This window comes from Pectobacterium sp. PL64 (assembly GCF_022477975.1).
In the GTDB taxonomy this organism is placed as follows: domain Bacteria; phylum Pseudomonadota; class Gammaproteobacteria; order Enterobacterales; family Enterobacteriaceae; genus Pectobacterium; species Pectobacterium jejuense.
Genome location: NZ_CP092070.1, coordinates 4,270,139 through 4,291,280 on the forward strand (window position 1 = coordinate 4,270,139; position 21,142 = coordinate 4,291,280).

Below are 21,142 nucleotides of genomic sequence, written 5' to 3' on the forward strand. Positions count from 1 at the left end.
CTGTCGCGCCACATGGATAGGATCAGTCTTTTGGTAGCTGTTGAGCCAAGGCGGTAGCGTATCTGTAAAAATCATAACTTTTGATTACATGAAGGAAAACGAGTGAGTCAACGCATCATCTCTTATCGCCGGATTCTCGTGGTGAAGCTCAGATATCATGGCGATATGCTGCTGACCACTCCGCTCATCAGCACGCTGAAAGCCAATTACCCTGACGCCAAAATTGACGTATTGCTGTATCAGGATACGATGCCAATTCTCTCCGCCAATCCAGAGATACACAAGCTTTATGGACTCAAAAGAAAGACTCGAACTCTTTTGGAAAAAGTCCGTAATTTCAAAGAAATCAGGCAACAGCTTAAGAAAAATAATTACGATCTGATCGTCAATTTAGCTGACCAGTGGCCGATAGCCCTATTGGTGAAATCATTGGGATGTCACAGTATTGCTCTCGATCGGGGCAATAGTCTGAAAGGAAAGATTTGGCGTTCATTTTTCAGCACCTGCGTTCCGCCAATGGGAGCGCACATTGTTGAGCAAAATCTTCATCTCCTCACCCCGCTCAACCTGCCAGCGTCAAATACACATTCTACATTATCACTGTATTATCGTCAGGAAGACGCCCAAAGTATCGCCGATCAACACCCTACACTTTTAACGCAACGCTACGTCGTCATCCAACCCACGACTCGCCAATATTACAAATACTGGGACAACGACAAATTCGCTCAGGTCATTGACTACCTTAAAACAAAAAATCTGGAAGTCGTTTTAACCTGTGGTCCTTCAGAAGACGATTTAAACGTGGTGCGCGACATTCACTCACAGTGCACGCATAAACCCGATATGACCTTTGCGGGTAAAACGAGTTTTCTTGAGCTGGCGGCGTTAATTGACAACGCGGTGTTGTATATCGGTGTGGATTCCGCCCCCATGCATATGGCTGCCGCATTGAATACGCCGCTAGTGTGCCTGTTTGGCCCAACAGACTACAAATTATGGCGCCCGTGGTGCGATCGCTATAAGCAGATTTGGGCAGGTGAATATCAGCAGATGCCAGCCCAGCAGAATTACGATCAGACAGTTAAATACTTGTCCTGCATTCCTGCGCAAGCGGTTATTCAGGCATCAGAACACATGCTACAAGAGGCGCAGGAAGAGAACACCAAATGAAAATCGCATTCTGCGTCTATAAATTCTTTCCTTTCGGCGGGCTACAGCGGGATTTTCTGAGCATTGCACTAACGTGCCAAAAACAAGGCCACGACATTCGTGTTTACACGAGTGAATGGCAAGGCGACAAACCTGAAGGGTTCAACATCGTTCTCGTACCTATCTCAGGGCTGGGTAACCATACGCGCCATCGCCGTTTTTCAGACTGGATACAACGCAATTTACAACAGCATCCTGTCGATCGCGTTGTCGGATTTAGCAAAATGCCAGGACTGGACTTCTACTATGCCGCAGAAGGATGTACGGCAGAAAAGGCGGTTCAGGAAAAAGGCTTCTTTTATCGACTAACACCCCGCTACCGCGGCTACGCAGCACTTGAACGAGACGTGTTCGATAAAAACAGCCATACGCGTATGCTGATGCTGACGCCACGGCAAATCGCCCATTTTCAGAAGCATTACGGCACACAAAATGAACGCTTTTTTATGCTGCCGCCGGGTATTTCGCGGGACAGAAAATACAGCACGCGATCTCCAGATACGCGCTCTCGGTTTCGTCAACAGCACCATCTGGATGAAAACGGATTTGTTCTATTACAAGTCGGTTCCGACTTCAAACGCAAAGGCGTTGGCCGCAGTCTGACCGCTATCGCCAGCCTGCCACAGGAACTGCGTCAACGTGTAACGCTGCTGGTTGTCGGTCAGGACGATCCAAAACCGTTTCAACAACAGGCAGAGCAGCTCGGCATCGGTAAACAAATACACTTCTTCTCTGGCCGAGATGACATTCCTGACTTCATGGCAGCCGCAGATTTGTTGCTTCATCCGGCTCATCAGGAAGCCGCAGGCATCGTTTTACTTGAGGCTATCGCGGCTGGGCTGCCCATACTCGTTACCGATGCGTGCGGTTATGCTTTTTACATTGAGCGCTCACAGGCCGGGCAGGTCATCCCAGAGCCTTTTAGCCAGACAGCACTGAATCACACGTTATTACACGCGCTCAGTCAGCCAGAAACGCTTAAACAGTGGGCAGAAAATGCCCGCCATTTTGCCGATACAGAAGATATTTATAGTCTGCCAGAAAAAGCGGCACAGTTGATTATCGAATCATAATGATAAATAAAAACATATTCTGACCTGTTTCTTACAACACGTTATTCTCTTCGCTATTCATCCAACACGGTAAGCGCATGTACTTTGACAAAGAAAAAGTCATAAAAAGTGTACACTCATTCTCCTATTCTAAAAAAGATGCCGAGTTAGACATAGCCTTTGGCACTGATGAAAAATTCATTTATGGCTGCGCCATCGCTATCGCATCTATTTTATTAAAGAATCCGGATTACTGTTTATCCTTTCACGTGTTTACCGACAAACTCAGTGATGGTGATAAAGCCAGATTTCAAGAGATGGCAGAGCAATACAATACAACCATTAACATTTATATCGTTGATTGTTCTTGGTTAAAAACGTTACCAGAAACAAAACTCTGGAGCTATGCCATTTATTTTCGTTTTATTATTGCCGACTATTTCTATCAGATACTCGATAGAGTTCTCTACCTTGATGCGGACATTATATGTAATGGCTCGTTGCAAGAATTAATAAAATTAGATATTAGTAGCCATATTGCCGCCGCTGTTTTAGATGGTGATAGAAGTTGGTGGGAAAACCGTGCACAAAAGCTTCAACATCCTGAACTCAGCAATGGCTACTTTAATTCCGGCGTTTTGTTAATTGAAATAAATAACTGGCATCAAGCATCTGTAACAGAAAATAGCATGCGTTTTTTGATCGATCCAGAGATGAAGAAAGTCATTACTCATCCTGATCAGGATGTTTTAAATATACTTTTGGCAGGGAAATCTTATCAACTGGGCTATAAATACAACACCCAGTTTAGTATTAATTATGAATTAAAATATAGCAATGGCGAGTCAGCACCAACGCCTATCTCCACAGAAACTGTATTTATTCATTATATTGGCCCAACTAAGCCATGGCATAAATGGGCAGCCAATTACACTTGCACAAAATATTTTTTAAAAGCCAAAGACAATTCGCCATGGAAAAACGAACCTCTCTTAGACGCTGTGACAGCAAGTAACACGCGATATTGTGCTAAGCATCAGTTTCATAACAGCCAATTTATTTCTGGCACAATTAGCTACTTAAAATATTTTTATAAAAAAGCATTTTAAAAACGAACGCTAAAGTCCAAACGCTAAATTTTTCTTCTTTTAAGGTGATGTAATGGTCTTTTCATCGCATATTGATGTTCTTTCAGTTTTCGAAAATAATAGACATCAGCCAATCGCCGATAATGACACTCTAAACGTTGCTTATGGTATAGATAAAAATTATGCTATTGGTTGTGGAATATCAATAGCATCAATTCTCATCAATAATGACATCGATTTTACATTCCATGTTTTTTCTGATGATTTTGATGATGACTTTATTAAAAAATTAAATATTCTTTCTGAAAAATTCAAAACTAAAATCGTCTTATATAAAATAAATTCTGAAATGTTAAAAACATTGCCTTGTACTGATATTTGGTCGCATGCGATGTATTTCAGGTTATTAGCTTTTTCCCACCTTTCAGACAAAATATCAAATCTCCTTTATCTTGATGCTGATGTAATGTGCAAAGGTTCTTTAGCGCGGCTTCACAAGTTGGATACAGCACCACATGTTGCGGCCGTAATTCGTGATTTACCTGAAACACAAAAAAAATCAGCAAATCGATTAAAGATTGCTGCCTTAGAAGGGAAATATTTTAACTCTGGCGTTTTATTCGTAAATTTAACTATCTGGAATGAATTGGATTTAACACAAAAGATATTTGATAAGTTAATAAGTGGTGAAGAGTCAATCCAATATCCAGATCAGGATGTCATGAATATATTATTACACGGTAATGTAACCTTCCTTCCCAGAGAATATAATACTATTTATTCTATAAAGAACGAGTTGAAAGATTCAAGCCATCAAAAATATAAAGAAATCATAAAAAATGACACTATTCTCATACACTATACAGGTGTAACTAAGCCTTGGCACAAATGGGCAAACTATCCATCAACATCATACTTTCAACACGCCCAGCAAGAATCTCCCTGGTCAGTCAGGGAACTGAAAGATGCTGATACATTCGTAGAAATGAAGAAAAAATATAAGCATTTGTTGAAAACAGGGAAGTATATCTCTGGATTAGCCTGCGCCTTAAAATACAGTATAAAAAAATATTTAACTTCCTCACCAAAAAAAAATTAATTCTGAAAAAATTTTCACATCCTATTCCCTAAAATAAATATAGTGCATTACTTTCGAATTCAACCTGACACATATAATTCAGTAGAAACTGAGCGGAAAAATAGGTATGCGAAAAACGTTATCGGTTCTCATTATAACAAAAAATGAAGAAGAGCTCATTCAAGAATGCTTAGAATCTATTTCATGGGCAGATGAAATAATAATAGTCGACTCTGGCAGTAGTGATAATACAATTGAAATTGCACAAAAATATGGAGCAAAAATTTATCACTACGATAACTGGCTAGGGTATGGCAAACAAAGACAAAGAGCTCAGACCCATGCCAGCGGTGATTATATTTTCTTCATTGATGCCGATGAAAGGATGACAAAGGAATTACGCTCTTCCGTTGAAACAATACTAAAAACGCCAGATATAATTACCGATACTGTATATGCATGTGCAAGACGAAACCTTTTCCTCGGTCGTTTTATGAAGTATAGCGGTTGGTATCCAGATAAAGTCCTCCGCTTCTATGCTAACCATCATTATAATTATAATGATAATCAAGTTCATGAATCATTAATCTATGGCAACGCTGCTGTTAAATCATTAACGGGTGATCTATTACATTTAACCTGTCGTGATTTTTCAGAATTTCAAAAAAAACAATTACGTTATGCGTCTGACTGGGCGAGAGAGCGTCACGCCAAGGGTAAGCATTGTAGCTATATTTCTATATTTTCTCACACAATGTTCTCCTTTATTAAAACATTAATACTAAAAGCCGGATTTTTAGATGGAAAACAAGGATTATTACTCGCTATAGTCAACGCTCAGTATACCTTTAATAAGTATGCTGAGTTATGGAGCCTCAAGATAAAAAATCCTTAGAAAATCATAGAAAAGTAGGATCTGTCACTCATAAAATACCATGTAAATCGCTTATTGGAAATATGATTTATAATGACATCATATTTTTACTATACCATAATTACATATAGATAAAATTGGGAATACATGGAATGAAAATCACATCCGTTGTGATCATTTATAATTCGACGCTAGAAAATTCGGATACTCTAAGAGCAGTGTTGGCGTCTCAAACTAAGAATATAGTCTTAGATGTTTTAATCTGGAACAATGGCCCAAGTCTGCTGAATGAAGAGGATGTACAACACTTCCTTGCTTCCTGTCAGGAAAAAGGGATTAGGGCAAAAATATTTCAAGATATAAGAAACTTATCTTTATCTAAAATTTATAATTTTTTTATTGAAGTAAATGAATTTAACTTTATTACTATTCTTGATCAAGATTCAATCTTGCCTAAAGACTTTTTTATAAGATTAAGCACGGTAAAAGATGCAGACGTTATCGCCCCCAAAATAATAGCAAAGAAAAATGATGTGTATACACAGTACTACCCGCATTTATATGATAATCCTGATATTGTCATTTCTGAAGGGCATATTCAATCACCTATTGAATCAGCAATGTCTGGCATTACAATATCTAAAAATGCAATAGATAAAATCATAACATTTAGAGGCTATGTTTTTGAGGAGAAATTAGCATTTTACGGCATTGACAACGATTTTTTTAGAACAATAAAAGTAATGAAAGATGACCAACTGTCTTTATTCTGTTTGAATGAGATACATCATTCGTTATCTGCATTGGACCTTGAAGAGGCACAAAGCAATTTTAGAGTAACAGAAACGCTCTATTTTAAATATTTTATACGCTGCGAATATCATAAAAAAAGCATTGCTAGCACGATATTTATTACGATCCGCGATGTTCTTCGCGGTAAGATAACAATTAAAAATATGATAAGCATTATTCTATTCTTAGTAACCAAGAAACACCCTCGCTCTAAATACTTTATATCAAAAAATAAAAAACCAACGCATTACATTTGATGAAAAAATATTATCCTTTAAAATAATAAACAAATATAAAAAATGAAGTAAGCATTTAACCTAACGGATAACCATCTTTATCTCGCAATTTATAAATGAGTATCCATTTGAGAGTTGATTATCAATAGCGATAAATTAAAAAGGGTTAACACAGCCAAAATGATATTCAAAAAGAAAACAGACGGAGTTGTCGTTAAATATAAATTTTTAGGAATCACTGTAGCTAGAGTAAGGAAGATAGATATTTTTGTTGAATACAAAATACTAGGGATTATTATAAAGAGAGTTCTAATTCCATCTAATAAAAAACTGAGAAAAGAAAAATCATTAGAGTTATTTTCAAAAAAAAATATAGTTTTGTTCTTTGATCTATCTTTAGGTGGTGGGACTGAAAGCTACTTTTATAACATTCTGAAAAACGTAAGAATAAATAATAATATTATTCGATTCCAGTACATGAATGATCTCAATATATATAAAGTAACCTATTTTGAAAGAGACAATGAATATATCCTTATAGTAAAAGATCTGTTTTCATTTGAAAAGAAAATTTTAAAAACAGAACTATCTGAAATAGTAGTGAATAACTTAGTGTCGTGGCCGAATACTTATGCTGTATTAAATTTAATTAGTCGATTAAAAAATAAAAATGTATTCTTATCCGTACGTGGACACGATTACTTTCCTATATGTCCTTTTTTTAATTTAACAAGAAATGGACGATTTTGTGGGCTTCCTTTAGGTGAGGGCTGTGAGACGTGCTTTCCTTTAAATACACATGATGATATACCTGTTGCTCCTGAAATAGAAATAAATAGTTGGAGAAAAAATTGGGAACACTTCTTTGATAAATATGTTGATGAGCTAATAGTTTTCTCACAATCCGGATACAATCTTTTTATAAAGGCTTATCCATGCCTAGAAAGAAAAACAAAAATCACCTTACATAACGTTCCAAAGTTAAGGGAAGTAAGCTCACATGGGAATAGAAACAATAAAATAAAAATAGGTGTTTTAGGAAGTATAACAAGACAATCAAAAGGATCTGATATATTAAATGAAATGGAATTATATATAGATAGTGATCCTAACATATCTCTTGTAGTTATAGGTGACTATAAGAAATTATCTAAAAAAACCAGAGTGGTTGGTAAATATAATCGCGAAGAATTGCCAGAAATTCTAGAAAATAATGAAATTGATATTATATTTATACCATCTGTTTGGCCCGAAACATTTTCCTATACAACAGCTGAAGCAATTATCATGAACATTCCCGTAGCTTGTTTTGATCTTGGAGCCCCTGCAGAAAGAGTTAAAAAATATGATAAAGGTCTAGTTATTAATGAAATTGATGCAAAACTAGCAGTTTGTGAAATAAAAAAATTCATTAACGTGGGTTTTAAATAATGGGAATTAGAAAATTAGTTAGAAATTTAATTTATCTTAAAAAAGTGAATCTAAAAGAGAAGTTAGATCACGACTTCACTATATCACTAATTGAGTCATTGAAATATGAATTAGCTGATGACTTAAAAGAACTAAATATACCAAAAATTGAGACTGTCGACGAAACCCTCAATACATTGTTGGAAAAAAGAGCATCTATCTGTAGGTTTGGCGATGGGGAATTAAATCTTATATGCCATAAAAGCATTCCTTTTCAAACGTCATCACCTGAACTATCTAGGCGACTAATAGAAGTATTATCCTCAGATCATGCTCAAACACTTATAGCCATTCCTCGGGCTTGCTATTATAGTAAAAAAAATCTTACAGATATAAACAAAAATTTTTGGCGTTCTTCCGAAGCTCGCTTTCGTAGAACAATTGAAGAATATATCGACTTCAGGAAAAGATATTATAGCGCCGAAATAACTTTAGCTTACTCATATTACAAAGAATATGATTATAATGATTATTTCGAAAAGATAAGAAGTATTTGGAAAAATAAAGACGTAAAAATAATTTGCGGGGAAACTATATTTGACAAAATTGAGAAAAATATTTTTGACTGTGCTAAATCCATAGAATATCAATATGCACCATCATTAAACGCGTTTGAAAGTTATAATAACATATTGGAAAGAGCAAAAGGAACAGACACGTCAAAAGTTATAATCATCATTCTTGGCCCCACTGCAAAAATATTAGCATATGACTTAAGTCACTTGGGATATCAAGCGTTAGATTTAGGTCACATAGCTAAATCTTATGATTGGTATAAAAAAGAAAAAGAAATAAAAAATATAGATGATGCATTTAATTTCTTCGATCCTGATTGAGATAAATTGTTATGAAAGAATATGATATGATTTACTCTATTGGCCGAGATTGTGCGTGCAGTGAGTACTTAAAAAAACATGGTCTACGCATATCTTCAGGGCCTTTTGATTGGCTAACAAATGCTAGTTTTGAAGAGAGATTCACGCTATTACTAAATGATTTTAAAGACTTTCTCAACCCAGAAGATTTTATTCCTTTAGAAAAAGATCCATCAGTACTTAACGATAACAACTGTGACTATTATAAGAATAAAAATACTAATTTTTATTTTTATCACGATTTCCCTATAAATGTAAATTTTTCTGACTCATTCAATAAAGTAAAGGAAAAATACTCCAGGAGAATATCGAGGTTTTATTTTAATGTAAAAAACAAAGAAAGAATATTATTAGTTTGGTTCTCACATTATCATACAACAGATGACAACGTAGTAATTGATAATTGTAATGAACTTTGCAAAAAAATGGGTAAAAACATCGACTTCTTGATAATAGAGCATAATGAAAATCTATCTAAAGACCACATAGAGAAGAGAAAAATAGCAACAAATATACTTCGAGTAAACTTATACACAATAACATTGGATTCCTCAGGGAATATTACGACCATGGGGGACGAGGATCATTGTAATAAAATATTCTCAGCATATAAATTAATTACACCATTTTCATTTCGGGTTAAAAAAGGGTTTAAAACACTAGGAATAAAATTCATCTGTTTATTCATACCAATAAAAAAATGGAGAAAAAAAGTAAGATCATTGAACCATTAATAAAAAATAAATTATATTTCTCAAAAATAAGGCCTCTTGATTCATCAGATAAAACAGCCGTTAGCGATTAATGGTCGCATCGGCTATAGCACTATAGTTGGCATTGCAATCAATCACATATAATTCAATAGATATAAAATAATAAAACATTGAATCAATTTTCATTTTAAATACAGGGATGACACAGTGATGAAAATACCTAAGAAAATTCATCAGATATATACTAAAGGCATACATAAGCTGCCTAAAGAAATTTTAGTGTCTGTGGATAAATTGAAAGAGAGCAACTTGGGTTGGGAGTATTTTTTCTACGATGAAAGACGCATAATTGAATATATAGACAAGCATTACGGAAAAGAGATGCTGAGTATCTATTTAAGTATAGATCCAAAGTATGGTGCAGCTAGGGCTGATTTATTTCGTTATCTATTGATTTACATCGAGGGTGGCGTTTATTTGGATATTAAAAGTTCATGTTCAATCCCACTCGACAAAGTCATTAAAGAGGATTGTGAACTATTGCTATGCAGTTGGGATAATAAGAAATGTGGCTGCGATAGAAATATGGGATTACATAAAGAGTTAGAGTTATTAAAATGTGGGGAGTACCAACAATGGAACATAATTGCAGTACCAAAATCTCCTTACATTAAATCCGCTATAGACGAAGTTGTGCATAGATTAAAACGCTACAAACCTTGGATTTATGGTGTAGGGATGAAAGGTGTATTAAATACTACAGGCCCAGTACCATTTTCTGTTGGTATTGAAAAAATCAATAAAACTGAGTTTTTCTATCATGAAGAAAATCATCGTAACATAGGGTTAACATACCGTAATGTTACCGAAGAGACGCTAAGAGAACTTAACAGACATCACTACAGTAAGCTCAAAGACTCTATTGTTATTCTGGAAGGAAAAGATAGATTATATTATCAATTATGGTTTTTTTTGATTTATCCTCTGCAACGACTAAAGAAAAATATTATTAATGAAAGCAAAGGTGTTATAAGAAAAATTAAACGTGTCTTCCTTAAAAACTCAAAACAGATACAAACGTCTCACAAATAAAGTACATGTGGATATAGTTGGATCTTCTAGTTCTTTCAGCTGTCTGTTTATCCCGTACCAAATTCAACGATTGCGGCCATGTGCACATCCGCCTGCGATTTTTAGGAAAATCGGCTGAGGAATAAACGACATCCGTTTTACAAATAGCCTTATCCTCACGAACCCGATAAAATCACCCTAGCGATAACCGATAACAGTAAACCTTATGCTACAAACTCTCTACACTATTATCCTGTACCTCATCCAACCGTTGATTTGGCTTCGCCTGTGGCTTCGTGGTCGCAAAGCGCCTGCCTATCGCCGGCGCTGGGGTGAACGCTACGGTTTTTGTGCAGAGAAGGTCAAGCCAGACGGTATCATGCTGCATTCGGTGTCGGTGGGTGAAACGCTGGCCGCCATTCCTTTAGTGAGAGCGCTGCGCCATCGTTACCCCAATCTGCCGATCACAGTAACAACCATGACGCCAACAGGTTCCGAGCGCGTGCGTTCAGCGTTTGGCGATACGGTCTATCACGTTTACCTACCTTATGATTTACCCTGTGCCCTGAAGCGCTTTTTTGACCAGGTTCGTCCGAAAATCGTCATCATTATGGAAACCGAGCTGTGGCCAAACATGATCGCAGAGCTGCACAAACGCGACATTCCGCTGGTCATTGCGAATGCCCGGCTGTCAGAACGTTCTGCTGCAGGTTATAAAAAGATCGGGAAACTCATGCGCCATATCTTGCGGCGCATTACCCTCGTCGCCGCCCAGAATCAGGAAGACGGGAACCGATTTATCGATCTTGGCCTGAAGCGCTCCAGCCTGAAAGTGACTGGCAGCCTCAAATTTGATATTTCCGTGACGCCAGAACTGGCGGCACGAGCCATTACATTACGTCGACAATGGGCGCCACACCGTCCGGTATGGATAGCCACCAGTACGCACGAAGGTGAAGAAGCAATCGTTCTGGCTGCTCACCGACAGCTGCTTGCCACCTACCCTGACTTACTACTCATTCTTGTGCCTCGCCACCCGGAACGTTTCGCCACCACGCAGGCGCTGACAGAGAATCTGGGATTCACCTACACGCTGCGCAGCAGTGGTGAACAGCCTCCTGCAAACACGCAGGTCGTCATTGGGGACACCATGGGCGAGCTGATGCTGTTATACGGCATCGCCGATCTGGCTTTTGTCGGTGGAAGCTTGGTTGAACGAGGCGGGCATAACCCGCTAGAAGCGGCAGCTCATGCTATCCCGGTATTGATGGGGCCACACACGTTCAATTTCAAAGATATCTGCAACAAACTCGATCAGGCCGACGGGCTGATTACCGTGACCGATGCAGACTCACTTGGAAAAGAAGTCGGGAAACTGCTCGCTGACGAAGATTATCGTCTTTACTATGGTCGACATGCCGTGGAAGTGTTACACCAAAACCAGGGTGCACTACAGATGCTGCTTACGCTACTGGAACCTTATTTACCCCAGCGGACACAGTAAAACAGCGCTACCAAGACCGTGAATGAAGGGCTAACGTGATGACAACCAAAGCGATTTATCCTGGAACGTTCGATCCATTAACCAATGGTCATTTGGATCTGCTGACGCGTGCATCACGACTGTTCGACCATGTGGTGCTGGCCATCGCTGCCAGCCCGAGCAAGCATACGCTTTTCACTCTGGATGAACGCGTGGCGCTGGCAAAGGGTGCGACGCAACATTTATCGAACGTCGAAGTGGTCGGTTTCAGCGATCTTATGGTGCACTTTGCACAGCAGCAAAACGCCAACATTCTCGTACGTGGTTTGCGAGCCGTTGCCGATTTCGAATATGAACTCCAGCTCGCAAAAATGAATCACCATCTGATGCCTACTCTCGAAAGCGTTTTCCTGATGCCATCTGAAGAGTGGTCATTTATTTCATCTTCTTTGGTTAAGGAAGTTGCTCGCCATGGCGGTGACGTATCGCACTTCTTACCCGATGCCATCGTTAGTGCCTTAATGGAAAAGCTCCGCTGATAGTTCGTTTACGGGATAAGAGAAATGACGGCCTCTTTGACATCAGCCACACTAATGCTGTCGATGCATTTGCCTGAATGCAACAAGACGTGATTGACACCAATCGGATACCAACGCAAATATTTCTCTGGTCTTGCTTCGAATAGACCGACAACCGGTATCTGCAACGCCGCACCAAGATGAACAGGTGCACTATCAGCCGAAACAACCAGATCTAATTGGCTCATCGCTGCGATAAGATCAGGCACTGTTTCTGTATTGGCACACTGAACCGTAATGCCATTAAGCGCATCTTGCTCCGGCTTCTCACCAGGACTAGAGAAAATAATGATATTGAAATCATTGCCAAGTAACTTAGCAAGTGAGGACCAGTTTTCCCACGGCCAGCGACGTTCATGTGCTGTATTTGATATAAAAAATCCGATATTCGCTTTACCGTTATTTTTTAATTTTTCTGACCATTGTTTTTTTAATTCTGGTTTAGGATAAACATACAGCCGTAAATCATCAGTGCTCGTTACACCAAGCTCAGGCACTAAATCATACCCCGCTAATACTTCATGCTTTATTGGCCGATTAGTAATATGTTTGATATTGCGATCGTCAAACTCGGTCTCAGCCGTGTGCCACCGCTTATCAGAAATATTCATCCATCTAGCGAACTGGATCGCATTCTTATTCATCCCACCATTAGGGATAATCAGCAAATCGAAATTTAAACGCTTTAAGCGAGTAATCAGTAAAAACTTATCGATTAATGAACTGATTAAACCACTGCGGTTATTTCTCTCCCGGCTTTTACTGTAAACATAATGATGCACTTCTTTTATATCTGGGTTATCTTCAAGCGCGTATGAATTATATTTGTTCGCTAATACATGGATTTCAGCAGCCGGCCATTTTCTTTTCAGAGAGTGAATCAATGCTGTAGTGCATACCATATCACCGAGGAAATCGATTCTTATCAACAAAATGCGCTGCATACTTCTTTTCCCTTAATAAGCATTATCGTCATTGTTACTTATCTGAATTTTTATCCACAATACCGATTACTTCTGGCAGCGGCGACAGAAAAATGTGCTGCGCTGCCCATGCTTCGCGATTTCTATCGGCGTTCCGCATGTCCGACAAGGTTCACCGTTGCGGCCATAGACTCGCAGCTCCTGCGCGAAGTAACCAGGTTTGCCATCTGATTGCAAAAAGTCACGCAGCGTCGTGCCACCCTGCTCAATCGAAAGCTGTAGCACCTGTTTAATCACGCCCACCAATATGGCTGCGTCGCTTTCATTTAGCGATCCAGCCGTTCTGTCAGGATGGATGCCCGCCGCAAACAGTGATTCGCTCGCGTAAATATTGCCTACGCCGACGACGACTTTGTTATCCATAATCCACTGTTTGATTGCCATCTTTTTACCGCATGAGGCCTGATAAAGATAATCGGCAGAGAATTCAGCCTCTAAGGGTTCTGGCCCTAGATGCGCCAATACCGAGCAGGTTTCCAGATTATCCGTCCACAGCCAGGCACCAAAACGTCGGGGATCGGTATAACGCAGCACCTTACCGCTATCCATCACCAAATCGACATGATCGTGTTTCTCCGGCTCGCTATATTCCGGCAACACCCGCAGGCTGCCAGACATGCCGAGATGCACAATAATCCAGCCGCGAGTCAGCTCAATCAGTAGATATTTTGCCCGCCGACGCACGCTGAGCACCGGCTCATCGCTCAGCGAGAGAATCTCAGCCGATACCGGCCAGCGCAGGCGTGAGTTCCTCACTTCAGCATAAAGGATGGTGTGATCGACAAGATACGGTGAAATTCCCCGACGACTGGTTTCAACCTCAGGTAATTCAGGCATGTGCGTCTCCTGATAAAGGTGGCTACGTTAGCATAAACAACGTTTTCATAAACAACAGGATACCCTCTGTGACAGCACGAAAGACAGGGGATACGATGAGAAATAGGGTTACTGCTGGCGTATTTTACCCACAGTGTTTAACACAAAACCGTTAAATCAAATCGACATGCGGGCTGGCATGTGGCGAAAAAAAACCCGACCAAGGCCGGGTTTTTATCAAGAAGCAGAAATTACTTAATTTTAGCTTCTTTGTAGAGAACGTGCTGACGGACAACTGGATCGAATTTCTTCAGTTCCAATTTTTCCGGCTTAGTACGCTTGTTCTTCGTAGTGGTATAGAAGTGACCAGTACCAGCAGAAGAAACCAGCTTGATCTTCTCGCGAACACCCTTAGCCATGATTCAGTTCCTTAATACTTTTCACCACGGGCACGCAGATCGGCCAGAACCGTCTCAATACCCTTCTTATCAATAACACGCATACCTTTAGCAGATACACGCAGTGTTACAAAGCGCTTCTCGCCTTCAACCCAAAAACGGTGTGAATGCAGGTTCGGCAGAAAACGGCGTTTGGTCGCATTCAGTGCGTGGGAACGGTTGTTCCCGGCCACCGGACGCTTGCCAGTAACTTGGCAGACTCGGGACATGTCTATTCTCCAAAAATCAAATCAGCTCGAGCTTCGTATAGGGTTTGGCCGCCTCGTCAGGCTTTAGAGCCCATCTCAGCAACTTCACTGAAAAGACTCTGTCATCAGGATAAACCTGCTGAGATAGGCTCTTAACGCCACACCCAAGATTCTCAAAGGTGGCGTAGTATACGCTCTGAAGCGTAAGTGCTCAAGTCCCGAACAGCTAAAGATCCCATTGGATCGCGGAAATATCTGTTAAATCCAGCCACGCTCGGCAAAAGAAACGTATTCGCCATGCCCAATAACCAAATGATCGAGCACGCGGATCTCCATTAACAGACAGGCTTTAACAATTTGTTCGGTTATTGCACGGTCAGCCTGACTCGGCTCCGCTTTTCCCGACGGATGATTATGCGCCAGTATTAGCGCGGCAGCATTTGCTTTTAGCGCTTCACGCACAATTTCACGCGGGTGGACTTCCACGCTGTTAATCGTACCAACAAACATCTCCTGATGGCGAATAACGTGGTGTTGATTGTCCAAAAATAGAACTAAAAAAACTTCACGCTCACGCCGAGACAACAGCAGCTGCAAATATTGGCCGGTCGCTTCCGGGTTCAGCATGGCGTCCTCTTTCGCCAGGCGAGAGAAAAATAGCCGCCGCGACAGCTCTGCGATCGCCTTGAGCTGCGTATATTTTGATATCCCCACGCCTCTGGCATGATGAAACGCCGACTGGTCGGCCGCCATCAGTTGATAGAGCGAGCCAAAATGCGCCAGTAAATCCTCGGCCAGCTGCATCACATGCACGCCCGGTAGCCCTGTGCGCAAAAAAATCGCCAGCAATTCAACATCCGTCAGTGATTCAGCCCCTAAACGCACCAGTTTTTCACGCGGTGCCAATCCCTTTTCCCAGCCCATCACCTTCTCCCTATACCGCTCGACGGCATCATGTCACGCCCGTAAAAACAGGACGACACCGGTGATAAAAGGCTGCGAAGCGCTTCGCAATCTTCTTAGGGAAACCACGGTAACCACCTTAAGATTCCTATCTGACCGCAAGGTTATGGTAAAATGGCGCATCTTCTGACTTTCAATCGGACCATGATGATGACGGAATTTTCCAGCCTGAATGCACTCTCCGGCAAACGAATCGTGCTGGGTATCAGCGGCGGCATCGCCGCGTATAAGTGCCCGGAACTGGTGCGGCGCCTGCGCGATAGCGGAGCCGACGTACGAGTTGTCATGACCTCTGCCGCGAAAGCCTTCATCACGCCACTGACGCTACAGGCCGTCTCCGGCTACCCGGTCTCAGACGACCTGCTCGACCCTGCGGCAGAAGCCTCAATGGGCCACATCGAGTTGGGAAAATGGGCTGATTTAGTCATTCTCGCCCCGGCGACTGCCGATCTGATCGCACGAGTCGCCGCCGGCATGGCGAATGACCTGCTAACCACGATCTGTCTGGCGACATCCGCCCCTATCGCCGTTGTCCCTGCGATGAATCAGCAGATGTATCGCGCAGCGCCCACACAGGACAACCTGCGCACGCTGGCCGCACGCGGTTTACCGATCTGGGGACCGGATAGCGGCAGTCAGGCATGTGGCGATGTTGGACCGGGCCGCATGATCGACCCAATGGAGATTGTCGGGCTGGCGCAGCGTCATTTTTCTGCCATCAACGATCTGCAACATCTGAACATTCTGGTCACCGCCGGGCCGACAAGGGAAGCGCTGGATCCGGTTCGCTTTGTCACCAATCACAGCTCCGGCAAAATGGGCTTTGCTATCGCACAGGCCGCTGCCGCCCGTGGTGCGAATGTCACACTGGTAAGCGGCCCCGTTTCGCTCGCCACACCGCAGGGCGTCACACGCATTGATGTCGGCAGCGCGTTGGAGATGGAGCATGCGGTGATGGAACACGCGGCCCAGCAGCACATTGTTATTGGCTGTGCGGCGGTTGCCGACTACCGCGCCAAACACATCGCCGATGAGAAGATTAAAAAACAGAACCAGCAGGGCGATGAAATGACTCTCACTCTGGTCAAAAATCCAGATATTATCGCCGGTGTCGCAGCCATGACGAAAAATCGTCCTTATGTTGTCGGGTTTGCTGCCGAAACCCAGAATGTGGAAGAATACGCCCGGCAAAAACTGGCGCGTAAAAAGCTGGATCTGATTTGCGCGAACAACGTCTCTCTTTCCGGGCATGGTTTTAACAGTGAAACCAATGCGTTACACCTTTTTTGGCAAGGTGGAGACACGCCGTTGCCGCAGTGCGACAAGCGTCTTCTTGGCCAAAAATTAATCGACGAGATTATCAGCCGTTATGATGAAAAAAATCGACGTTAAGATTGTTGACCCGCGTGTTGGGCAACAATTTCCGTTACCAACCTATGCCACACCGGGTTCTGCTGGGCTCGATCTGCGTGCCTGTCTGGATCAGGCGATTGAACTCAAAGCAGGGGAAACCACGCTGATTCCAACCGGGCTGGCGATTCACATTGCCGATACCGGGCTGGCAGCGGTTATCCTGCCCCGCTCCGGGCTGGGCCATAAGCACGGCGTGGTGCTGGGGAATCTGGTGGGACTGATTGATTCGGACTACCAGGGACAGCTGATGGTTTCCGTCTGGAACCGTGGTCAACAAACGTTCACGGTTGAACCGGGCGAGCGCATCGCACAGATGGTCTTTGTGCCCGTGGTTCAGGCCGAATTTAATCTGGTCGAAGATTTTGTCGGCAGCGAACGTGGAGAAGGCGGCTTCGGCCACTCCGGCCGTAGCTAACGCGATCCAGCCACCCATAGTGTAAAAATTCCTATAAGCCACAGCGTGTTATCACGACTGTGGCGCTAACGGGTGCTTGTCAGTCAAATATTTAGCAAGGGTCTTTTCAGACATGGCAGAAAAAGAAAATACGAAAAGGAATCGCCGCGAGGAGATTTTGCAGGCGCTGGCGCAGATGCTGGAATCCAGCGACGGTAGCCAACGCATCACCACGGCAAAACTGGCTGCGAATGTCGGCGTGTCCGAAGCAGCGCTCTACCGGCATTTCCCCAGTAAAACGCGGATGTTTGATAGCCTGATTGAATTTATTGAGGATAGCCTGACCACCCGCATTAACCTGATTCTGCAAGACGAAAAAGAAACGTTTAATCGTCTTCGTCTGATTTTGCTGCTTATTTTAGGGTTTGCGGAACGGAATCCGGGGCTGACTCGCATCATGACCGGCCACGCGCTGATGTTTGAACAGGATCGCTTGCAGGGTCGTATCAACCAGCTGTTTGAGCGTATTGAATCGCAGCTGCGTCAGGTGTTGCGCGAGCATAAGCTACGCGATGGTAAAGGTTTCCAGCATGATGAAACGCTGTTGGCTAGCCAGCTGTTAGCGTTTTGCGAAGGGATGCTGTCACGCTTCATACGATCTGAATTCCGCTATCGCCCGACACAGGAATTCGACACCCGCTGGCCGCTGCTGGCCGCACAGCTGAATTAAACTACCGCTCTTAGATCTTAAAACCCGCCAGATGTTTTTGGCGGGTTCATGACTCACAACCTTAAATCCCGTACTGCTCACGATAGGCTTTCACCGCATCCAGATGCGCTGCCATTTCTGGTTTTTCCGCCAGATAGGCAATCAGCTCCTTCAGCGTAATAATCGAAATCACCTTGCACTGATAGTCGCGTTCCACTTCCTGAATCGCGGATAAATCAGCACGACCGCGTTCCTGACGATCCAGCGCAATCATCACACCCGCAAGCGTCGCCCCGTGCGCACCGATAATTTCCATCGATTCGCGAATCGCTGTACCTGCCGTAATCACGTCATCCACCAGCATCACACGGCCCTGTAACGGACTGCCAACCAAGCTGCCGCCCTCACCGTGGTCTTTAGCTTCTTTGCGGTTGAAGCAGTACGGCAGGTCACGATCGTGATGTTCTGCCAGCGCGACAGCAGCGGTAGTCGCAATCGGAATACCTTTGTAAGCCGGTCCGAACAGCAAATCAAACTCCACGCCAGAATCCACCAGCGCTGCCGCATAAAAACGCCCCAGTAAGGCCAGGTCACGCCCGGTATTAAACAGCCCGGCGTTGAAGAAATAGGGGCTAATGCGCCCGGATTTCAGGGTGAACTCGCCGAACTTCAATACCTGCTTGCTGAGTGCAAACTCAATAAACTGGCGCTGGTAGGCTTTCATTACTGCATCTCCTCGTATTACTTGTTGGTCAGACATAAAAAAAGCGACCAATTGGTCGCTTTAAAAATCAATCGATTAAGGCCGCTTTCTGCGCCTGAACGATGGTATCAATTCCCCCTCGGGCTAGCGCCAGCAGGGTGAGCAATTCTTCGTGGCTGAACGGCTCGCCTTCGGCCGTCCCTTGTACTTCAATCATGCGACCGTCTTCGGTCATGACCACATTCATGTCGGTTTCCGCAGCGGAATCTTCCACGTATTCCAGATCGCACAGCGCTTCGCCGTTCACGATGCCGACGGAAACGGCGGCGATCATGCCCTTCATCGGGTTCTTTTTCAGCTTACCCTTGGCAACCATCTGGTTCAGCGCATCGGCCAGCGCCACGCAGGCACCGGTGATGGACGCCGTACGCGTGCCGCCGTCCGCCTGCAAGACATCGCAGTCGAGCGTAATGGTGTATTCGCCGAGCACTTTCAGGTCGATTGCCGCACGCAGGGAACGTGCAATCAGGCGCTGAATCTCCAGCGTCCGGCCACCCTGCTTACCTTTGGCGGCTTCACGCGAGTTACGGCTGTGCGTCGAACGCGGCAGCATGCCGTATTCGGCGGTGACCCACCCTTGTCCCTGGCCTTTCAGAAAGCGCGGAACACCCTCTTCTACCGTGGCATTGCATAACACTTTGGTATCGCCAAATTCGACTAAAACGGAACCTTCAGCGTGTTTCGTGTAATGACGGGTGAATGTAAGGGGGCGTACTTGCTGTGCACTTCGGCCTGTTGGGCGCATGGCTCATCTCCGGTGGGTCAATGAAAACTGCCGCGTATTATACACGAAATCACTCACGTTGCGGCAAAGCGGCATCAGAAAGCCATACCTTGAACTTATGGTATAACCTGAGGTTATACCCTACTGATGAACAAGTATTCGTCAGTGATGATGCATCATGAAATAGTCCGTTCATCCCCTGAGCGTTGATGAGAAAAAATCATGATGCGGCATATGCAAATTGAAACGGTCAATCTGCCACTAGCCCGTCCTATGGCGGCTGAAAACGGGACGCGTCGTGCGGTCACCGTTATCCGCGTCGCGTTGGAAGAAAAAGGATTTATTGGACAAGGCGAATGTACGCCAGTAGCCCATTATGGCGAGTCCGCCGACAGCGTATGTCGCCAGCTCTCTGCGGTCCGTGAGGCAATAGAACACGGCCTGACCATCGAACAACTCCAGAAAGATTTATCGCCGGGTGCGGCCAGAAATGCGCTGGACTGCGCCCTGTGGCGGCTCAACACCGCATTGGAAAAACAGACGCTGTGGCAGCGCATCGGCATTCATCCCCCTACGTCCGTGGTCTGTGCGCAAACGTTGGCGCTCGACAGCGTGGAGAGAATGGCCGCCGCCGCCTCCAATGCCGTTTCCCACGGCGCCCTGCTGCTGAAAATCAAACTGGATCGCGAACTGATTCTGGAGAAAGTCGCCGCCATTCGTGCTGCCGCGCCCAACGCCAGACTGATTATCGATGCGAGAGCAAGCTGGAGCGGGCTGGATTTACATAGCCTGTCCACCGCTCTGCTGCCTTATCAGGTCGCCATGATTGAACAACCGCTTCCTGTCGGTAAGGACGAGGATTTACAGCGGTTTTCTCACCCGATTCCGATCTGCGCGGACGAAAGCTGCCGCCACAGCGGAGACATCGTCGGGCTGCGCCGTCGTTACGACATGATCAACATCAAGCTGGACAAATGTGGCGGGCTAACCGAAGCGCTGGCGATGGTACGCGAAGCCCACTTTCACGGCCTGCGCATTATGGTCGGCTGCACGCTCGGCTCGTCAATGGCGATGGAAGCCGCCCTGCCCGTCGCCGCCGATGCCGAACACGTCGATCTCGACGGCCCTATTTGGTTGGCCGCCGACAGTTCGCCTTATCTGACCTATAACCTTGGCCGAATTTGGCTATGACGCCATCAACCGCCGTAA

Annotated in this window: 23 protein-coding genes; 16 read left to right on the plus strand and 7 right to left on the minus strand. The window is 43.8% G+C overall.

The window, feature by feature from the left end:
* Positions 1-102 precede the first annotated feature (102 nt).
* The 12 genes from rfaQ (at position 103) to coaD (ending at position 12,483) form a co-directional block, all read left to right on the plus strand.
* A complete protein-coding gene (gene rfaQ, locus HP572_RS19195; RefSeq protein ID WP_240584051.1) occupies positions 103-1,173 on the plus strand; it encodes a lipopolysaccharide core heptosyltransferase RfaQ in 1,071 nt (356 codons plus the stop codon).
* Entirely contained in the window at positions 1,170-2,285 is a 1,116-nt protein-coding gene (locus HP572_RS19200) for a glycosyltransferase family 4 protein (RefSeq protein ID WP_240584052.1), read from the plus strand. The genes rfaQ and HP572_RS19200 overlap by 4 nt, the downstream gene beginning before the upstream one ends.
* A gap of 77 nt (positions 2,286-2,362) precedes the next feature.
* A complete protein-coding gene (gene waaO, locus HP572_RS19205; RefSeq protein WP_240584053.1) occupies positions 2,363-3,373 on the plus strand; it encodes a lipopolysaccharide 3-alpha-galactosyltransferase in 1,011 nt (336 codons plus the stop codon).
* Positions 3,374-3,425: 52 nt separating this feature from the next.
* Positions 3,426-4,451: a glycosyltransferase gene (locus HP572_RS19210; RefSeq protein WP_240584054.1), complete on the plus strand. Its 1,026-nt coding sequence runs from the start codon at positions 3,426-3,428 to the stop codon at positions 4,449-4,451.
* 100 nt (positions 4,452-4,551) lie between these two features.
* Complete coding sequence (locus tag HP572_RS19215; RefSeq protein ID WP_240585783.1) at positions 4,552-5,325, plus strand: glycosyltransferase family 2 protein; 774 nt, start codon at positions 4,552-4,554, stop codon at positions 5,323-5,325.
* A 131-nt stretch (positions 5,326-5,456) separates the two neighbouring features.
* A complete protein-coding gene (locus HP572_RS19220) occupies positions 5,457-6,353 on the plus strand; it encodes a glycosyltransferase family 2 protein (RefSeq protein WP_240584055.1) in 897 nt (298 codons plus the stop codon).
* A 159-nt stretch (positions 6,354-6,512) separates the two neighbouring features.
* Complete coding sequence (locus HP572_RS19225; protein WP_240584056.1) at positions 6,513-7,763, plus strand: glycosyltransferase; 1,251 nt, start codon at positions 6,513-6,515, stop codon at positions 7,761-7,763.
* Positions 7,763-8,638, plus strand: coding sequence for a GT-D fold domain-containing glycosyltransferase (locus HP572_RS19230; protein ID WP_240584057.1), 876 nt, complete (start codon positions 7,763-7,765; stop codon positions 8,636-8,638). The genes HP572_RS19225 and HP572_RS19230 overlap by 1 nt, the downstream gene beginning before the upstream one ends.
* Positions 8,639-8,649: 11 nt before the next feature.
* Positions 8,650-9,411, plus strand: a complete 762-nt coding sequence (locus tag HP572_RS19235; RefSeq protein WP_240584058.1) for a DUF1796 family putative cysteine peptidase — start codon at positions 8,650-8,652, stop codon at positions 9,409-9,411.
* A gap of 189 nt (positions 9,412-9,600) precedes the next feature.
* Positions 9,601-10,482 carry a glycosyltransferase family 32 protein gene (locus tag HP572_RS19240; RefSeq protein ID WP_240584059.1) on the plus strand — a complete coding sequence of 294 codons (882 nt, stop codon included), beginning with the start codon at positions 9,601-9,603 and terminating at the stop codon, positions 10,480-10,482.
* 205 nt (positions 10,483-10,687) lie between these two features.
* Positions 10,688-11,965, plus strand: a complete 1,278-nt coding sequence (waaA, locus tag HP572_RS19245) for a lipid IV(A) 3-deoxy-D-manno-octulosonic acid transferase (protein WP_119880669.1) — start codon at positions 10,688-10,690, stop codon at positions 11,963-11,965.
* Between the two features lie 38 nt (positions 11,966-12,003).
* Complete coding sequence (coaD, locus tag HP572_RS19250) at positions 12,004-12,483, plus strand: pantetheine-phosphate adenylyltransferase (RefSeq protein WP_240584060.1); 480 nt, start codon at positions 12,004-12,006, stop codon at positions 12,481-12,483.
* An 8-nt stretch (positions 12,484-12,491) separates the two neighbouring features.
* Here coaD and HP572_RS19255 read toward each other — a convergent pair whose 3' ends face one another.
* From HP572_RS19255 to radC, 5 genes are all read right to left on the minus strand, one after another.
* Positions 12,492-13,466, minus strand: a complete 975-nt coding sequence (locus HP572_RS19255) for a glycosyltransferase family 9 protein (protein ID WP_240584061.1) — start codon at positions 13,464-13,466, stop codon at positions 12,492-12,494.
* A 66-nt stretch (positions 13,467-13,532) separates the two neighbouring features.
* Positions 13,533-14,342 (minus strand): bifunctional DNA-formamidopyrimidine glycosylase/DNA-(apurinic or apyrimidinic site) lyase, encoded by an 810-nt coding sequence (gene mutM, locus HP572_RS19260; RefSeq protein ID WP_240584062.1) that lies wholly within the window; start codon positions 14,340-14,342, stop codon positions 13,533-13,535.
* A 230-nt stretch (positions 14,343-14,572) separates the two neighbouring features.
* Positions 14,573-14,740 carry a 50S ribosomal protein L33 gene (gene rpmG / locus HP572_RS19265; RefSeq protein WP_002208990.1) on the minus strand — a complete coding sequence of 56 codons (168 nt, stop codon included), beginning with the start codon at positions 14,738-14,740 and terminating at the stop codon, positions 14,573-14,575.
* An 11-nt stretch (positions 14,741-14,751) separates the two neighbouring features.
* A complete protein-coding gene (gene rpmB, locus HP572_RS19270) occupies positions 14,752-14,988 on the minus strand; it encodes a 50S ribosomal protein L28 (protein ID WP_005967968.1) in 237 nt (78 codons plus the stop codon).
* Between the two features lie 237 nt (positions 14,989-15,225).
* Positions 15,226-15,891 (minus strand): DNA repair protein RadC, encoded by a 666-nt coding sequence (gene radC, locus HP572_RS19275; RefSeq protein WP_039474579.1) that lies wholly within the window; start codon positions 15,889-15,891, stop codon positions 15,226-15,228.
* 153 nt (positions 15,892-16,044) lie between these two features.
* Here radC and coaBC point away from each other — a divergent pair, with 153 nt between their 5' ends.
* The 3 genes from coaBC to slmA all read left to right on the plus strand — a co-directional run bounded on the left by coaBC (position 16,045) and on the right by slmA (position 18,467).
* Complete coding sequence (coaBC, locus tag HP572_RS19280) at positions 16,045-17,322, plus strand: bifunctional phosphopantothenoylcysteine decarboxylase/phosphopantothenate--cysteine ligase CoaBC (RefSeq protein ID WP_371745287.1); 1,278 nt, start codon at positions 16,045-16,047, stop codon at positions 17,320-17,322.
* Positions 17,300-17,758, plus strand: coding sequence for a dUTP diphosphatase (gene dut / locus HP572_RS19285; RefSeq protein ID WP_010285710.1), 459 nt, complete (start codon positions 17,300-17,302; stop codon positions 17,756-17,758). The genes coaBC and dut overlap by 23 nt, the downstream gene beginning before the upstream one ends.
* Positions 17,759-17,870: 112 nt before the next feature.
* Positions 17,871-18,467 carry a nucleoid occlusion factor SlmA gene (slmA, locus tag HP572_RS19290; protein ID WP_005967978.1) on the plus strand — a complete coding sequence of 199 codons (597 nt, stop codon included), beginning with the start codon at positions 17,871-17,873 and terminating at the stop codon, positions 18,465-18,467.
* Between the two features lie 61 nt (positions 18,468-18,528).
* On the opposite strand, the gene pyrE is transcribed toward slmA, so the two are convergent.
* Positions 18,529-19,170, minus strand: a complete 642-nt coding sequence (gene pyrE / locus HP572_RS19295; RefSeq protein ID WP_129709149.1) for an orotate phosphoribosyltransferase — start codon at positions 19,168-19,170, stop codon at positions 18,529-18,531.
* Positions 19,171-19,237: 67 nt separating this feature from the next.
* A complete protein-coding gene (gene rph / locus HP572_RS19300; protein ID WP_240584063.1) occupies positions 19,238-19,954 on the minus strand; it encodes a ribonuclease PH in 717 nt (238 codons plus the stop codon).
* A gap of 204 nt (positions 19,955-20,158) precedes the next feature.
* Here rph and ycjG point away from each other — a divergent pair, with 204 nt between their 5' ends.
* Entirely contained in the window at positions 20,159-21,124 is a 966-nt protein-coding gene (ycjG, locus tag HP572_RS19305; RefSeq protein WP_174867029.1) for an L-Ala-D/L-Glu epimerase, read from the plus strand.
* Positions 21,125-21,142 lie beyond the last annotated feature (18 nt).

Bases quoted from the DNA above. Each gene is read 5' to 3' on its own strand.
- HP572_RS19200 (WP_240584052.1), top strand. From the start codon at position 1,170: ATGAAAATCGCATTCTGCGTCTATAAATTCTTTCCTTTCGGCGGGCTA.
- waaO (WP_240584053.1), top strand. From the start codon at position 2,363: ATGTACTTTGACAAAGAAAAAGTCATAAAAAGTGTACACTCATTCTCC.
- HP572_RS19210 (WP_240584054.1), top strand. From the start codon at position 3,426: ATGGTCTTTTCATCGCATATTGATGTTCTTTCAGTTTTCGAAAATAAT.
- HP572_RS19220 (WP_240584055.1), top strand. From the start codon at position 5,457: ATGAAAATCACATCCGTTGTGATCATTTATAATTCGACGCTAGAAAAT.
- HP572_RS19225 (WP_240584056.1), top strand. From the start codon at position 6,513: ATGATATTCAAAAAGAAAACAGACGGAGTTGTCGTTAAATATAAATTT.
- HP572_RS19230 (WP_240584057.1), top strand. From the start codon at position 7,763: ATGGGAATTAGAAAATTAGTTAGAAATTTAATTTATCTTAAAAAAGTG.
- HP572_RS19235 (WP_240584058.1), top strand. From the start codon at position 8,650: ATGAAAGAATATGATATGATTTACTCTATTGGCCGAGATTGTGCGTGC.
- HP572_RS19240 (WP_240584059.1), top strand. From the start codon at position 9,601: ATGAAAATACCTAAGAAAATTCATCAGATATATACTAAAGGCATACAT.
- waaA (WP_119880669.1), top strand. From the start codon at position 10,688: ATGCTACAAACTCTCTACACTATTATCCTGTACCTCATCCAACCGTTG.
- coaD (WP_240584060.1), top strand. From the start codon at position 12,004: ATGACAACCAAAGCGATTTATCCTGGAACGTTCGATCCATTAACCAAT.
- HP572_RS19255 (WP_240584061.1), bottom strand. From the start codon at position 13,466: ATGCAGCGCATTTTGTTGATAAGAATCGATTTCCTCGGTGATATGGTA.
- mutM (WP_240584062.1), bottom strand. From the start codon at position 14,342: ATGCCTGAATTACCTGAGGTTGAAACCAGTCGTCGGGGAATTTCACCG.
- rpmG (WP_002208990.1), bottom strand. From the start codon at position 14,740: ATGGCTAAGGGTGTTCGCGAGAAGATCAAGCTGGTTTCTTCTGCTGGT.
- rpmB (WP_005967968.1), bottom strand. From the start codon at position 14,988: ATGTCCCGAGTCTGCCAAGTTACTGGCAAGCGTCCGGTGGCCGGGAAC.
- radC (WP_039474579.1), bottom strand. From the start codon at position 15,891: ATGGGCTGGGAAAAGGGATTGGCACCGCGTGAAAAACTGGTGCGTTTA.
- coaBC (WP_371745287.1), top strand. From the start codon at position 16,045: ATGGCGCATCTTCTGACTTTCAATCGGACCATGATGATGACGGAATTT.
- dut (WP_010285710.1), top strand. From the start codon at position 17,300: ATGATGAAAAAAATCGACGTTAAGATTGTTGACCCGCGTGTTGGGCAA.
- slmA (WP_005967978.1), top strand. From the start codon at position 17,871: ATGGCAGAAAAAGAAAATACGAAAAGGAATCGCCGCGAGGAGATTTTG.
- pyrE (WP_129709149.1), bottom strand. From the start codon at position 19,170: ATGAAAGCCTACCAGCGCCAGTTTATTGAGTTTGCACTCAGCAAGCAG.
- rph (WP_240584063.1), bottom strand. From the start codon at position 19,954: ATGCGCCCAACAGGCCGAAGTGCACAGCAAGTACGCCCCCTTACATTC.
- ycjG (WP_174867029.1), top strand. From the start codon at position 20,159: ATGCGGCATATGCAAATTGAAACGGTCAATCTGCCACTAGCCCGTCCT.